This window comes from Alteromonas gracilis (assembly GCF_043642145.1).
Lineage (GTDB): Bacteria > Pseudomonadota > Gammaproteobacteria > Enterobacterales > Alteromonadaceae > Alteromonas > Alteromonas gracilis_B.
The window spans coordinates 483,775-498,792 of sequence record NZ_JBHZRZ010000001.1 but is presented as its reverse complement, the minus strand read 5'-3'; the positions used below and the strand labels follow the sequence as shown (position 1 = coordinate 498,792).

At 43.0% G+C, this 15,018-nt stretch carries 15 protein-coding genes; 8 read left to right on the top strand and 7 right to left on the bottom strand.

The genetic code is table 11. The features are described 5' to 3' along the window. Positions 1–8: 8 nt before the first annotated feature. Positions 9–608, bottom strand: coding sequence for a PilZ domain-containing protein (locus tag ACHUFN_RS02125; RefSeq protein ID WP_394220669.1), 600 nt, complete (start codon positions 606–608; stop codon positions 9–11). 174 nt (positions 609–782) lie between these two features. Here ACHUFN_RS02125 and ACHUFN_RS02120 point away from each other — a divergent pair, with 174 nt between their 5' ends. Then, positions 783–2,087, top strand: coding sequence for a lipoprotein-releasing ABC transporter permease subunit (locus tag ACHUFN_RS02120; protein WP_394220668.1), 1,305 nt, complete (start codon positions 783–785; stop codon positions 2,085–2,087). A gap of 77 nt (positions 2,088–2,164) precedes the next feature. Continuing rightward, positions 2,165–2,728, top strand: a complete 564-nt coding sequence (locus ACHUFN_RS02115) for a phosphoribosyltransferase (RefSeq protein WP_394220667.1) — start codon at positions 2,165–2,167, stop codon at positions 2,726–2,728. A gap of 120 nt (positions 2,729–2,848) precedes the next feature. On the opposite strand, the gene ACHUFN_RS02110 is transcribed toward ACHUFN_RS02115, so the two are convergent. The 3 genes from ACHUFN_RS02110 to ACHUFN_RS02100 form a co-directional block, all read right to left on the bottom strand. After that, on the bottom strand, positions 2,849–3,490 hold the full coding sequence (locus tag ACHUFN_RS02110; RefSeq protein ID WP_394220666.1) for an energy-coupling factor ABC transporter permease: 642 nt from the start codon (positions 3,488–3,490) through the stop codon (positions 2,849–2,851). A gap of 37 nt (positions 3,491–3,527) precedes the next feature. Continuing rightward, complete coding sequence (xthA, locus tag ACHUFN_RS02105; RefSeq protein ID WP_394220665.1) at positions 3,528–4,337, bottom strand: exodeoxyribonuclease III; 810 nt, start codon at positions 4,335–4,337, stop codon at positions 3,528–3,530. 139 nt (positions 4,338–4,476) lie between these two features. After that, positions 4,477–5,184 (bottom strand): heme oxygenase-like domain-containing protein, encoded by a 708-nt coding sequence (locus ACHUFN_RS02100; protein WP_394220664.1) that lies wholly within the window; start codon positions 5,182–5,184, stop codon positions 4,477–4,479. Positions 5,185–5,355: 171 nt separating this feature from the next. On the opposite strand from ACHUFN_RS02100, the gene ACHUFN_RS02095 reads away from it, so the two are divergent. Further along, positions 5,356–5,751 (top strand): DUF2750 domain-containing protein, encoded by a 396-nt coding sequence (locus ACHUFN_RS02095; RefSeq protein WP_394220663.1) that lies wholly within the window; start codon positions 5,356–5,358, stop codon positions 5,749–5,751. A 14-nt stretch (positions 5,752–5,765) separates the two neighbouring features. Continuing rightward, on the top strand, positions 5,766–6,158 hold the full coding sequence (locus ACHUFN_RS02090; protein WP_394220662.1) for a SufE family protein: 393 nt from the start codon (positions 5,766–5,768) through the stop codon (positions 6,156–6,158). Positions 6,159–6,215: 57 nt separating this feature from the next. Here ACHUFN_RS02090 and ACHUFN_RS02085 read toward each other — a convergent pair whose 3' ends face one another. Then, a complete protein-coding gene (locus ACHUFN_RS02085) occupies positions 6,216–7,496 on the bottom strand; it encodes a glycosyltransferase family 4 protein (protein ID WP_394220661.1) in 1,281 nt (426 codons plus the stop codon). Between the two features lie 494 nt (positions 7,497–7,990). Here ACHUFN_RS02085 and ACHUFN_RS02080 point away from each other — a divergent pair, with 494 nt between their 5' ends. Continuing rightward, positions 7,991–8,836: an HDOD domain-containing protein gene (locus ACHUFN_RS02080; RefSeq protein ID WP_394220660.1), complete on the top strand. Its 846-nt coding sequence runs from the start codon at positions 7,991–7,993 to the stop codon at positions 8,834–8,836. Between the two features lie 28 nt (positions 8,837–8,864). Here the strand turns inward: ACHUFN_RS02080 and ACHUFN_RS02075 are convergent, their stop codons facing one another. Continuing rightward, entirely contained in the window at positions 8,865–9,680 is an 816-nt protein-coding gene (locus ACHUFN_RS02075) for an acyl-CoA thioesterase (RefSeq protein WP_394220659.1), read from the bottom strand. 170 nt (positions 9,681–9,850) lie between these two features. Between ACHUFN_RS02075 and ACHUFN_RS02070 the strand changes: the two genes are divergently transcribed. Together ACHUFN_RS02070 and ACHUFN_RS02065 are read left to right on the top strand one after the other, a co-directional pair. Then, the gene (locus ACHUFN_RS02070) at positions 9,851–11,173 is read left to right on the top strand and encodes a spinster family MFS transporter (RefSeq protein WP_394220658.1); all 1,323 of its coding nucleotides are present in this window, start codon (positions 9,851–9,853) and stop codon (positions 11,171–11,173) included. Between the two features lie 70 nt (positions 11,174–11,243). Further along, on the top strand, positions 11,244–12,047 hold the full coding sequence (locus tag ACHUFN_RS02065; RefSeq protein WP_394220657.1) for an alpha/beta fold hydrolase: 804 nt from the start codon (positions 11,244–11,246) through the stop codon (positions 12,045–12,047). Between the two features lie 53 nt (positions 12,048–12,100). Here ACHUFN_RS02065 and glgC read toward each other — a convergent pair whose 3' ends face one another. Then, complete coding sequence (glgC, locus tag ACHUFN_RS02060) at positions 12,101–13,387, bottom strand: glucose-1-phosphate adenylyltransferase (protein WP_394220656.1); 1,287 nt, start codon at positions 13,385–13,387, stop codon at positions 12,101–12,103. 752 nt (positions 13,388–14,139) lie between these two features. Between glgC and ACHUFN_RS02055 the strand changes: the two genes are divergently transcribed. Beyond that, positions 14,140–14,673 (top strand): SRPBCC family protein, encoded by a 534-nt coding sequence (locus ACHUFN_RS02055; RefSeq protein ID WP_394220655.1) that lies wholly within the window; start codon positions 14,140–14,142, stop codon positions 14,671–14,673. The last annotated feature ends 345 nt before the right edge of the window (positions 14,674–15,018 follow it).

The window sequence follows — 15,018 nt, the reverse complement described above, 5'->3', positions numbered from 1 at the left end:
AGGCCCCGTTAGGATCCCGCTTTTTTGTCTTTTGCCCGTTTTCTAAGCTGCTGAGTTTGAATGTGCAAGCTTGCACGAACCAGCAGCTCTTGGTCTTGCTCTCGAATTGTATTAAAAATAAAGGCGATATGGTAACTGTCTTCAACTTGCTCGCAAGCAATTACTTCACCGAAGCAAAAAATAGCTGCTGCTTCGGCATCAAGAAAAAGCTTTAGTTCCGCTTGGGTGCCTACTTCAAGTGCCTCTTGTGACTCAATGATAACGCCGCCACCACCAAGCTTTACGGTTTTAAAACGGTATTCTGGCTCATCTTGCTGGTGTAAGACGAACGACATCATTAGGTCAATTTTTCGCGACTGATGATTAAGGTAATCTGCCAGTGACTCTGCATGGTCGCTTAAATTGCGCAAAGGGCGAAGGGCTTGAGCTTCAATGGAAGCCATTTCGCTGGCAATACGAAAAGCGTAAGGCATCGACTCTTCTAAATTTTCTTCGTCAGGCACTGTTTCATTCACACCTAAGGGTCGCACATTAGCGTTTATGCGGTGCGCTATTGAGAAGTATTCTTCGAATTGGGCTTTTTTTTGTTCTAGGCTTAGTTCGCTCACATCATTCCTCTGCCACTAATTCTTGTGCAGCCAGTAGCTTACACGTAGTATACCTACTTTACTATTTTGGGGTTAACCCGTCATCTCGCCTTTGGGCTACTTATCTGAATTATTCATTCATTAAGCATAGCCAAGTGTGAGTCAGATTACCGTATTACTGAAAAGCAAGGCGCTATGTTCTATCCTCTTTCTGCATTCATTGCGTACCGTTATGCCAAGTCTAACAAGTCAAGCCAAACCAGTTTTGTTTCGTTTATAAATCGATTTTCGGTAGCCGGCATCGCACTGGGTTTAATGGCACTTATCATTGTAGTGTCGGTAATGAACGGGCTAGAAGGGCAGTTAAAGCAACGTATTTTAGGCATTGTGCCGCATATCGAAATAACAAAGACACCCACGCTAATGGCAGAAACTAACGACGCTGCGCAAAATCTTTCCAAGACACCCATGGAAAACTCGGAAAACTCGCCGTCGTTTAACCTAAATGAAATCAGCATGACACCCATTGATGGCGTTGTTGCCAGTATGGCCTACCGCGAGGCGGAAGCTGTTGTGCAATCTCGCTCAGATTTACGTGGTGTTCAGGTTCATGGTGTACAGCCTGACATAATGATTGAACACACCTTAGTGGCAAACCATATGGAGCAGGGGAGTTTTGCGGATTTAACTCAAGGTAGCTTCGCAGCCATTATTGGGCGTTCACTTGCTATTAAGCTTGAAGCTAGAGTTGGTGACAAGTTGCGCGTAATGGTCGCGGGGGCAAGCGTGTATACGCCTTTCGGCAGAATGCCTAGCCAACGGCTTGTAACCGTGGTGGGTGTGTTTGATATGGGCTCGCAAATGGACGATAAAGTAATGTACATGAACCTTGAAGATGTAAATAGGTTGATGCGTGACCTCAAAGGCAATGAGCAGTCGTTGCGACTTTTCTTAAACGATGCATTTAACTACCTAGGCGTGGTTAATAGTTTAACGAATACGGTGGGTGTCTCTGCTAATCACATTAAAACGTGGCGCGAGCGTCAAGGGCCGCTGTTTGATGCGGTTAAAATGGAAAAGAACATGATGACACTTATGCTGTTGCTTATTATTGCCGTGGCCGCTTTTAATATTGTGTCTGCGCTAGTGATGGTGGTAACAGAAAAGCAAGGTGATATTGCGGTGCTTCAAACTCAAGGTATGCTGCCTAGCACGGTAATGTGGATTTTTGTCTTAAATGGTTTGTTTAATGGCATAAAAGGCGCTGGGTTCGGCCTGGTTTTAGGCGTTATCATAACTCTACAGCTTAACAATGTTCTGCATTTAATAGGATCGCCATTGGCGCTTGCAGCAGATGGTAGCGGTTTGCCAATTGAGATGGATGTTGTACAAATTATAGGTATTACTTTTCTATCTTTGGCCTTGTGCGTTATTGCTAGCGTATATCCTGCGCGCAAAGCGATGAAAATAGCACCATCTCAAGCGCTTCAAAACGAATAAATCGCTGAATATACCGTGCAAACTAGTGGGAAATTCACTATACTCGCGGTCTTTTAGATTTTGCCCAGTGAGACGTCATGAACAAGAATTTTATCACCTCGCAATCGCTTCTACAGGATTCCTTTCGCTTAGCGGCAAAGGTGTATGAAGACGGCTTTCGCCCTGACTTTATTATTGGTATTTGGCGTGGTGGTGCTCCAATTGGTATCGCAGTACAAGAGTTCTTTGAGTTTAAGAATACGTCGACCGATCATATCGCAGTGCGTACTTCGTCTTACTACGGAATAAACAAGCAATCAAAAGAAATCCGTGTTCACGGGTTGCATTACTTGGTTGAAAACGCTAATGCTAACGATAAGTTGTTGATAGTTGACGATGTTTTTGACTCAGGCCGCAGTGTTGATGCGCTTATTAAGCAAATCAATAAGCTAATGCGCTTGAACATGCCAAAAGATATTCGTATTGCGTGTCCGTGGTATAAGCCGCAGAACAATACAACGGATATCGTGCCTGACTACTACGTTAACGAAAGTGATGAATGGTTAGTGTTCCCGCACGAAATCGCAGGCCTGTCTGAAGAAGAAATCCGCGAAGGCAAGGGCGAACTGGCCGACGTTATGGACATTTTGTTCAACAAGTAAGTACTCAGCTAATGCTGTTTTGCTCGTTAATATATAAACCGCACGTATGTGCGGTTTTTTTTGCCAACTGAATATTAATTTATGGCTGTTAACTGCCTTTGAGCGACGGTTTGATGGTATTCAGTTATCGAGGTAAAACTTGTCGTGGAATGTATAGACCCAAGTTGGCTGGTAAATCACAAGTAGCGTAATTGCCATGCCGTTAAGTAGTGCCTCGGGAAAAACTAATAGTGGAATTAGCAAGATATAGTTGTCGAAAATAATATCCCACGTATAGGTGCCTTCAATGTAAAAGTACGCACCCAAAGATAGGGTTTTAAGTGCAATTGACAGCGCGGCAGGGAAAAACGCACAAACAAAAATATACACAAACAACTGCCGCGGTATGTGATGAAATGACAGCATGTAGAAAAGGTAGGTAATACCGATAGGCAGCACGGTACCAAGCAAGCCATTAACCCCGATGTTCTCCCACGAGCCATACCCAATTGCGCTTGCACCTATTAACGCTATGAAAGACGCAATAATAGCATTGCGAAACCCAAGCATTAAGGTAAGTACAGAAAGGCCTAGAAAATGAACGTCTAGGCCTTCAAAAATGCCTGCTTTGAACAACCATAAAACAAACAGTGAAGACGCTGTACCAAAAATAACGTGTTGCTGCTGCTTATTTTTGGCAAATTGAGCGAAGTCAATTTGCTTTGCTGCGCCTAATAAAAATGCGCCGTAAATTAGCAGTGCAAACACTTGTAGAGTACTCACTTTTGCTCCTCAGTAGTTGCGTCTTATCTTTTGGCCACTAGCTTTTGTACTCGGCCCAAATTGGTGCATGATCCGACGGCTTTTCAATGCCTCTTAATTCGTAATCGATGCCTGCATCGCTCAACTTTTCGTGCAGAGGCTTTGTGGCTAGAATTAAATCAATACGCAGGCCTCTGTTATCGTTGAAGCCCTTCGAGCGATAGTCAAACCACGAAAATTTGTCATTCGAATCGGGGTTTAGCGTGCGAAAGCTATCTTCAAACCCCCAGTCGATTACGGTATTTAGCCACTCACGCTCTTCAGGTAAGAAACTGCATTTACCCGTTCGAAGCCAGCGTTTACGGTTTTCTTCACCAATACCAATATCCAAATCGGTATGGGAAATGTTTACGTCTCCCATAACAATCACGTTTTCATCTGGCGTGTGATTTTCGTTTAAGTAAACCATTAAATCTTTGTAGAACTTTCGCTTAGCAGGATATTTGGTCTCATGCTTTTCGTTCTCGCCTTGAGGAAAATAACCGTTTAACACGGTAACGTGCTGACCTGCATCATCAGTCGTTTTTAAAATTATCATTCTACGCTGGGCGTCTTCTCCGTCGGTTGGAAAGCCCATAGACACTGAAAGCGGCTCTTTTTTTGCCAAAAACGCCACGCCGTAATGACTCTTTTGTCCGTGAAAATAAACGTGGTATCCCATTGCTTCTACAGCTTCAACGGGAAATTGCTCGTTGTGAACTTTGATTTCTTGTAAACCGATGATGTCTGGCTGGTGGGCGTCAATAACCGCTTGCAGTTGGTGCAGGCGGGCGCGAATACCATTAATGTTAAATGAGATTACTTTCATATTAAATTTGAGGTTGCTTAAAACTTGGTGAGAGTTTACCAGAAAGCAGACATGCTCTTAATCACGAATTGACACTATATTAATGCATTCGGACGTTAAGAGAGATTAAGTTTATTTATAGCTTTTGAAATCGGTTTGTTCAGGTCGCGTTTAGTTCTTCTTGTGAAAACAGCGTGCGGTTGCGCTCTGCTTGAATACCCATTGAAATCAAAAATTCGAACCACGCATTGGCATCTGCCACTGTTTCTTTCACAAACCGCTCTTCAGCTAAACCCAAAGAAGGTAAAAGGGCATCAACCTCTTGCTTGAAAGACACCCATGTTTTAGCACAGCTGGCCATGGCCTGATAATACTGTGTGGGTATGTCTTCTTCCATGGCGTCTAGTCGCCTTGCAATAATATTTGCTCCCATCGAGGAGCCTAACCATACGTAAATAGCCGCAATGGTTTTTGATGCTACAGAGCTAAATTGGGGGAGTAATGGTTCGCAAGCATGGGTGTCTATGTTAGATGCTTCTTCGTCATCAGTACTCAATTCAACATTTACTGAGTGCGCAAGTGGCTGGGGGCGTCTATTTATCGATTGGGTGTCTTGCTTAATAGCATTTAGTACGGCTTCACTGTTTATCATCAAACTTATTTGGTTAAGCTCCGGCACTTTTGATGCGCCATCTCTTACAGCTTCTGTCGTTATTTGATGAAAAACTTGCATGATACCGAGGAGCTCGGCATACGCGTCTTTGTTGAACTGGCTGCTTTTGTGATACATCGAAAAGGGGAATGTCTTTTCTAAGGTTGTATGATTTGCATGGGTGTCTTGCTTTAAAGCGGTAAAAAGATTGCGCATGAGTAACAGCTCTTAGCCTTAAGCTTCAATTAATTATGGTGGTTTTTAATCACTTTATCATGGGTGTCTTTGCTATAGGTAGGTAGCCGTGTATTTTTTTCATGCATATTACGTTGCGCCTATAATTAGGGCGGGTATACTTGCCGCAAATTTAGAGATAGGTGAAAAATTGTGTTCCCAGAAACAGTTGCAGACAAGTTAAACGATGCAGTGATTGAACAAGCAATGAAGCTAGGCGCAGAGGAGCGTCAAGAGTTGGTAGTGAGTTACATTGTTAAAGCCGAAGAAGTTTGGTTAGTACAAGGAACTGAAGGCTTTGTTATGTTTGAAGATGGCGAAAACGTTCAATTGCCTATCTTTCCTCACCGTGACTTAGCTCAAAAGTTTGTTGATATGAATGACATCGACGGCCAATGTGTAAATGTTTCGCTAGTGGAATTTACCGAAACATGGCTTCCAGGTCTTGAGAAAAACGGTGTTGAGCTTGTTATGTTCCCAACTACGAGTGATGTTGAAAACTTGGTGATGACCGCTGAAGAGTTGGCTTTAGAGCTTAAAAATAGCTAAGTTGAGTATTTAACATGAGCGCGCCTGATACTTTGCTTCCAATTGCGTTGGCATTAGCTAATGCCAAAGGGTGGGATGATTTTACTCGAACGCTAATGCTGTCTGGAAAATCCCTTGCACCACTACCGGATACTGAACGCACCAAAGAGAATGCGGTAGAGGGCTGTGAGAGCCCTGTATGGCTTGCTTACTCAAACACCTCGAGTATGTTGATGGCTTCTTCACCTAGTAAGGTAATTCGAGGCGTTTTAGCCGTGCTACTGGAAAAGGCTAATTCTTTAACTGACGAGCAGCGTAGCGAGTTTAATTTTGAACAATATTTGGCGCAATGCCAGCTCGAGCGCTATTTAAGCCAGTCTCGCGGCAATGGTATAAAATCGGTCATTAAAAAGTTAAGAGGCCTATAAAGGCGAACTAAAATAGTGATAAGTTAGAGTAGTGGCGAGCTAAAATGTCGCTGCCATTCATCCCTCTGTCTTGTCGCTATTCTTGTTTTTCGCCTCTATCCATTGGCTCATGTATTTACTTGCAGACAGGGTTTGATGCCATAGTAAGCTTTGCATGAACAACACGCCTCTGTGAGCGTTCAGTTCCTGCTTCAGTTGAAATAATCTTTCAGTTAACGGTTGACGTGACTGTTGATTTTTAAACGCTTCAAGAACTTGACCTGATAGTGCACTCGCTTTTTCCCATTCACTTTTAATGGTATACAACGAGACTGCCTGGTTAACATAATCTTCTATGGCTGCTACGTTTGACGTATCTGTGCTACAAATCGCGCCCGGCCATTCGTAGGATGGAAGTAAGGTTTCTGAATTTGTCGATACAATACCTTCTGCACCCACCCATGTTGTGATGCTTGGTGTAGCGCATCGCATAGCATCCAGAAGTTTTCCTTTTATGCCAGCGCCAAACCGAAGCGGTGCAATTAACACTTTGGCACTTGTCATTAATGATTCAACATCTTCAGCCCAACCTTTTACTAAAAAACCTTGTTTTTCATTGTGAAGCTGCGTTGCTTTTTTGGGCGGGTAGGCACCGTAAATGTGCAGTTGTGCTTTAGGCAGCGCTTTTTTAATCGCGGGCCATATATTTTGTTTTAGCTGTAATACTGCATCCCAGTTTGGGGCATGGCGAAAGTTACCTATATGAACAAAATGTGCACGTTCTTCAAAAGGCAGAGAAGATGGAACCGATTTTCCTACAACTAACGGCTGGTAATGAAGCTGTGCAGAGGGCACCCCGTAATGCTGTGTTAGTAAGCGCATTTCGCTTAAGGAAATCACAAGCGTTAGATCGCTTCGCAATATCGCTGCAACTTCTCGCTGGGCAAGTTCGCTATTGAGTTTCGCGTTCATTGCCTCGCCATGCTGCTTAACCGCTTCATGCCTTGCTTGGCGTAAACTATGAAGATCTTCTGTATTTAAAACGCGTAACGCGTCAGGGCAGCTTTCTTTTACACGCCATGAAAATTGCTCCTCGGTCATATATCGGTCAAATATAACCACGTCTGGGTTAATGCGAGCAATTAATGTATTGAATGAACTGCAGTTTAGGGCGACCGAATGAGCGTTTACGCCTAAGGCATTGAGGTCAGCCTTGTGCTCGCTATCAGTAGCAGCCGTTAAAAATGTCACACTGTAGTCAGATGCTAAGCAGCTTTTTATCAAAGATAGCATATTCTGACCTGCCGCCGACGAATTTGGTTCAGGCCACACATAACCAATTACAACAATATTTAACATGAAATCTATTACAACTTTTTCTTCAAGAGTGCCGCCGAGGTAGGCATGGTAAAAACTTTGCGCATGCTAGCATAAATTCAAGTAGGTCATTATCAATATGCTGTCCACCCCTAGAAAATCTCATTCTAATAGGTAATTACCCTAAGTTTTTCGATATATTAGAATTACAGGTATGTAAAAAGTAGCAAAACGCTATAATAAGCGTATATCGAAAAAACGCATTGTGCGCAGAGCAAACGATATCATTAACATCGAATAACGTAACAGACGTTATGTTACTAATTTAAAATGTCACATTAGACACTGGTTTTAATTTTGTTAGACCGTTGAATTGCTAAGGTTTAACTTTTTGATTAGCAAAGAAATCATACTTTTTTACTAGTTGATATTTATTGACCAACCAGAATTTTGTGCCTATACATAAATTGACATAAGGCGAATGGAGGTGCCTTGGACGCTACATTGATAAAGGCGGCATTGAAGAGAGTGCACGAATGAATTTAGATGAACTAGTATCGAAAGCGGAAGACCTCTTTGTATTACCTGACTCAGTAACACGGCTCAAAGCGTGTATGGATGACGAAGCTTCAAGCATTGATGATATCGGTGACATTATCGCATTCGATCCGTCATTAGCAACACAACTTCTTAGAGTAGCAAACTCTGCGCTGTATCGTTTTCCAAATAAGATAGACACGGTAACTCGAGCCATTCAGGTGGTTGGTACACGCTCTACGTATGATCTCGCGTTGGCTTATGGTGTTAGTCAGGCATTTAGCGATGTGGATGCTCAGCGAATTGATTTAGACAAATTCTGGGAGCAGAGTGTTTCTTGTGGGCTGTTAGCTAAATACTTTGCCGATTTGCGAAATATACGTGAGCCCGAGCGACTTTTCGTTTCTGGTCTTCTTCATAATATTGGTGAACTTGTCACAGTATCGGTTTTACCAGAGGCCGCTACGCGCTGCCAGGCGTTCAATACTAGGGTTAGCCCAGCCGAGCTCCAATTTGGTGTGTTAGGTTTTACTTACACTGATCTCTCTGCCAGGTTGATTGAGAAATGGGATATACCAAAGTCTATTTACACGCCAATCGCTAAAATTCACGAAGCTGAAGAAGAGTCGTCATCGTTGGAAGAGAAAATTCTCCAACTTGCTTATGTGTTGGCGTTAGATAATGTAAATCCTGAGGTGTATCCAAGCTATCACAATTTGAAACCGGAACAGCATGAAGTACTTTCACTAAATCGAGAAGATTTGGAAGACGCGTTAGATATAACTAATTTGCAGTGTATTTCGGTTATTTCGTTATTTAATCCTAACGCGTTTATGCTTTATTAATAGACGTGCCTCTATCAAACCGTAGCGACTAGTCGAACACTGCTACGGTTTGTCTACTTATTGCAATAACTTCGTTGTCTTTGTCCCAGATCGTCGCTTCAGTGTGTCCATAACCGTCGGCGGCTTGTCTGGTGTGCGCCTTGTAAGCAAACCAGTCCGTTGGGTTTACCGGTTTGTGAGGATGAATAAACTCTAAATTCCAACTAACGGTACTTGCCGGGGCAGGTAGCTTCATCATTTGTAAAAGCGTAGGTGGCCACGCATCAATCATTGTAATGATATGTGCGTCAGTAATGGCTTCGGGGGCGTGTTTAAAACGCATAAAGCCGTGGTAATGGCTAGTCTTCCTGCGCGTAAACGGAATGCCACCATCATCAATTGCTAAATCGAAGTAGCGTAAGAATTTGGGCGTTACTTTAGGAATTTGTGGAATGAACTTCGCTTTGTTTGGCTGTGGCATGTCGTGGGTTTCCACATTCTCAACGTGAATACTAGAATCCCGTGCTACACCGAAGCATGCTTGCGAAAAAACGCAGCTTTTCCCATCTTGAATAGCGTGCGCAGTGAACTGAGAGACATTCTTGCCAGTTCTAAGTAGTGTCACTTCAATAGAAAAAGGGGCTTCAAGCGCCAATGGCCCAACAAAGTTCGTAGTAAACGAGCGTAATACCCTGTTGTCAGTTACCTGCTGCTTTACCGCGGTATAAAGCATACCTGCAGAAATACCCCCGAAAGCCGTGCGACCTTGTCCCCATGTCTTGGGAATAACAAGTCCATCAACTTTCCACGTGTTTTGTGATGTTTGCGATAATTGAGGAATACTGAGCAATTCGTCTACTGTCATACTTGCTTGTCTGGTCTGATGAGTTAAGTGTTCGTCATCCTACCCTAAGCGCTATAGAACGAAAAGCCTCAGTTAGAAATTTTCGTTATGTTAACAAATAAGTAACATTTAGTTGTTTATTTTTTTGCCTGATGCGTAGACTGGTCTTATCGTCACTTAAAAGGACTGTTATGGCCCATACACATGTTGAAGGTATCCGAACGACGGAAGCTGGAGCATCTAAAAGTTACCGAAACTATGTTTTATTTATTTTAACCTTGGTGTACGCCTTCAACTTCATTGACAGGCAAATCATTGGGATCCTCTCACCTTTTATTAAAGCTGATTTAGGCTTAGATGACGCTCAGCTTGGTTGGTTAAAAGGCATTTATTTTGCGCTTCTTTATACTGTAATGGGTATTCCCATTGCATGGCTTGCCGACCGATACAGTCGCGTAAACATTATCGCAATATCATTAACGTTGTGGAGTGGTTTTACAGCAGCGTCTGGCTTGGCTGCTAATTACATGCAGCTAGCAATTGCGAGAATAGGAGTTGGAATAGGTGAGGCTGGTGGAAGTCCGCCATCGCACAGTATTATCTCGGACCTGTTTCCAAAGGAAAAGCGAGCAGGCGCGCTAGCTATTTACTCTCTTGGTATTCCGTTTGGTGTAATGTTAGCGTTTTTTGCTTCGGCGTTTTTCCTACAGGGCGGCTCTGCAGACTGGCGCACTGTTATGTACAGTGTTGGAATTCCCGGGGTTTTGCTTGCAGTTTTGCTAAAGCTTACAGTGAAAGAGCCAGCCCGTACGGTATCGTTACCCAATTCAGATGATTCGGATAAGCCCAGTGTTAAAGCTTCGCTTAAAACGCTGCTAAAAATTCCTACATGGTGGGGCATGGCGCTAGGCATTTCATTTGGCTCTTTCGGTAATTATGCTATTTCGACGTGGGTGATTGATTACTATGTACGTGCCTTCGCAGGCCTAGATATTACGCAGCTACTTATTGTTTTTGGCATTATTAACGGCACTGCTTACGCCTTAGGCGTTTGGTTAGGGGGCTACATTGCTGATAGATGGGGCAAGCATAATAAAAAAGCGTACGCACTTCTTCCAGCAATAGCTTTAATTATTGGTGTTCCAGCGTTCTATGTATCTCTGCAAGTGCAAGATTTATCGACATCAGTAGCGCTGATGGCACTCCTTTTATTTACAAGCGGTTCCTATCTAGGGCCGAGCTTTGCCATGGCTCAGACGCTAGCACCAGTAAATGTTCGGGCCATGTCTACGGCATTGTTCTTTTTCGTACTTAACATTATAGCGTTAGGAGGTGGGCCTACGCTTACTGGTATAATTAGCCAAGCTCTTGTGCCTTCACTCGGAGAAACCGAAGCGCTTAGGCAAGCTTTGATTTATCTTGTTGTTCCTTACGCACTTTCAATTGCCGTGTTCTTGTGGACAAGCACGAAAATTGTAAAGGATTGGGAAATGGCAGAAGCAAGAGGCTTGTAGTATTATCCAACTTTGATGTTAAGGGGCTGATTTGAGGCCCCTTTATTGTTTGAGTTCAAGGAGTGTAGTGGTGTCTTCGTCAGAGTTGAGTTTTCATTTTGCGCATGCAAACGGGTTTCCTGCGGGAAGTTATCAAGCGTTGTTTGAAGCCCTACCAAGTCACTTCAACCGTTTACACGTAGAACGCTTTGGACACGATCCACATTTACCAGTAAATGGAAATTGGCGAAACCAAGTACAAGAGCTTATTAGGCACGTACAAAAAGAGAATAAGGATGAGCGTGGCGTATTTGGCGTGGGGCACTCTTTTGGCGCAGTAATCACCTACATGGCAGCATGCGAAGCGCCAGAGCTATTCAGGGGGATCATATTGTTAGACCCTCCTTTAGTTGTAGGCCCTTTGAGCTATTTTTTTAAATTTGCTAAGCATACGCCGTTAATTAACAAATTGACGCCAGCGAAGCTCGCGCAAACTCGAAACACGAGTTGGCCCAGCAATACTGACATGGAAGCCTATTTTCATAGCAAAGCGCTATTTAGAGACATGGATAAGCGCTGTGTACGTGACTACGTAAAGTCGGTAACAGCTCGTAAAGGAGAAAACATTGCTCTTACTTTTCGCGCTGAGGTTGAAGCTGCGTTGTTTCGGAATGTCCCCCACAATTTAGGTAAGTACAAGGGCAAACTTAAGTGCCCAGCTGTACTGGTAACTGGCAGCAAAAGTAAAGTGTGCAAACCACAAATGTATAAGCAACTTATGAAGCAAAATGACATAGAACACATTGTTCTAGAGGGAGGTCATATGTTTCCCTTGGAGTACCCGGAGCGAGTTGCAGAGTTTATACAAGACAAGCTAATTCAATGGAACACATAGCGTGAAGGTTAATTTCGACGTAGTGAGCGTCAAAATTAACCTTCAAAGATAAATTACTCTGGCTTTCTCGGTTTGCTCACACCACCTACAGGTTGACCTAACATTTCTCGAGTTACCAAAACGACACCTTTCTCTGAAACGCGAAAGCCCCGTGCTCTGTCGTGGTCATGGTCGTAGCCAACTATCGTGCCCTCTGGGATAACGCAACCTCGGTCAATTATTACCTTCTTCAACTTACAGTGGCGTTTGATTTCAACATCAGGAAGTATGACTGCTTCTTCGATGAGACCGTAAGAATGCACTCTTACATTGGAGAAACAGATCGAAGAGCGCAGTGTGGAGCCTGAGATAATGCAGCCACCCGATACCACAGAGTTTATGGCTTCGCCCCGTCTATCATGATCTTCCCATACAAACTTCGCTGGAGGCAGCTGCTCTTGATAAGTCCAAATAGGCCACTTTCTATCATATAAATTGAGTTGTGGGACGGGAGCTACCATTTCCATGTTTGCTTCCCAGAACGAATCAATGGTACCTACGTCGCGCCAGTAAGCATTATCGCCGCCACTCTTTTCAAATGGATAAGCATAAACAGGATGGTCGGCAATAATCGATGGGATTATGTCTTTCCCAAAGTCACGTTGTGAGCCCATATTTTCAGCGTCAACACGCAGTTGTTCGAACAAAAACTCCGTATCGAAGACGTAATTACCCATAGACGCAAGACAGCGGGTAGGATCGTTTGGAAGTGGGGTAGGATTAGCTGGCTTTTCTTCAAAACCATTAATACGAAAGTTTTCGTCTACTGACATCACACCGAACGCACCTGCTGCCTCTTGAAGTGGGACTGACATACAAGAAACGGTCATTTTTGCCCCAGACTCTTTATGCTTGGCTAGCATATCGCCATAATCCATTCGATAAATATGATCACCTGATAAAATCATGACATATTTGGGAAGCTCGTCTCGAATGATGTCAATATTTTGAAAAACGGCATCAGCAGTACCTTCATACCAGCTATCTGAAAATCGTTGTGATGCGGGCAGAATTTCAACAGATTCGCCAAGCTCTTTTTTAAAGTGACCCCAGCCTCTCACTAGATGACGAATGAGTGAATGAGATTTATATTGAGTGACTACACCTATTCGTCGAATGCCTGAATTTACACAATTTGATAGCGGAAAGTCGATGATTCTAAATTTTCCGCCAAAATAAAGGGCTGGTTTGGCTCGCCAATTAGTGAGTTCGTGTAGCCTAGAACCTTTACCCCCCGCGAGGATGAGCGCATATGTGTCGCGAGTTAGGTTACTGATGTAACGAGAACTTTGATCTGCCATTTCCTATAAACTCCTGTAATAAAGCGATAACTGTGTATCGATAGAAATATAAAAAGAAAACGAAGTGCTGCGATTGACTGCGCTATGCTTGATAGACCCGTTCAAACGGGTTTTATTGATAACCTAACCCCATATTACACAAGATATTTTATAATGACAGCGCGAATTTTGAGCTTTGTGTCGAAATTGTAAAGAATTTTAAAATAGTGTTATGCGGCAAGCTTCCTAGATTTACGATGACACCCAACAGAAGCTTTCAAGCAAAGCTTTTGAGAGACGGAGTTTTATAGAGACACCCACCCAAAATTCAAAGAAATTTATAAAGACACCCACCGTTAACCTTATGAATTTCGTGCAAATGTAAAAGCTTCTAATCGAAGGCTTTAGACAACGTCTTTCTAGTACGGGAGTTCATTTTAGGGTTTATCGAGACACCCACCCCAAAATTCACAAAGACATCCATCGCTAACCCTAGAAACTCCATGCAGCATAAAAATGCTTCTGATTGAAGATTTCAGACTATCTCCTCCGAGAGCAAGAGGTAGTTTGAAAATTTGAGAAAGATTAAGGGCAAACAAACCAACAGGCTGAAGTTGCATCTAGCGTGTATTTGTAATTATCTTCTTTGATAATGTTTAATTAGGCATCTATTTTACGGGTTAATTGAGCTTTGCATCAAAACGCTTAACTTTAAGTGACAAATGTTAATTAAATGTTATATTTGGATTGTCAATTCGATTATGGAGTTTTAAATGGGAGCATTGAAAAAACTTTTTACGGTGCTTGGCGTTGTCGTGTTAATGCTTGTAGTTGCTAGCTTTTTTATTCCAAAAGACTATAGCGTTGAGAGAACGATAACAATTAATGCACAGCCATCGGAAATTTACCCATACATTGTTGACCTCAGGGAGTGGAAGAAGTGGGGAGTGTGGTTTAAGCGTGACCCCGACATGAAGCTAAATTATTCTGGTCCCGACCGCGCAATTGGCATGCGTTCTGAATGGCAAAGTGAAACAGAAGGTAACGGTGAAATGGAAATTGCACAGTTAGAACATAATAAACGTGTTCTGTATCGCTTGTATTTTCCAGACTTTGACATGGGCTCGACGGGGACACTGGAAATTGAACCGACGGCGAGTGGGAGTAGAGTAACATGGCGAGACGAAGGATCAGTTGATAACAATCCAATCAACCGATATTTTGCTTTAATGATGGACAGTATGATAGGACCTGATTTTGAAATGGGGTTAGAAAACCTTAAAGTCCTAGTGGAAAACGGAGACTGAACAAAGCCAATTCAATGATCTGTTGCGGGATATGTACCGTAAATTTATGAACAAAAATGCGGTACACATCTCAACGTAATGAAACAAAAAACTCGGCTCGTCGCAGGATTATCTTTAAATAAACTAGCTGACTTGCTTATCTCAGCAAAAACAACACTGACTGCACTTCTAATTAGCATTGGCGCGCCTGCTTGGATGGTCGGCTGGTTGGTACCTATAAGAGAGTCGGGAGCCCTTCTTCCTCAAGTTTTATTGAGTATATATCTTCGAAAGCATCCCAAAAGACATATTGTTTGGCGCCTGGGAATGATGATACAAGCGCTTTCAGTTGTTTGTATACTTTTG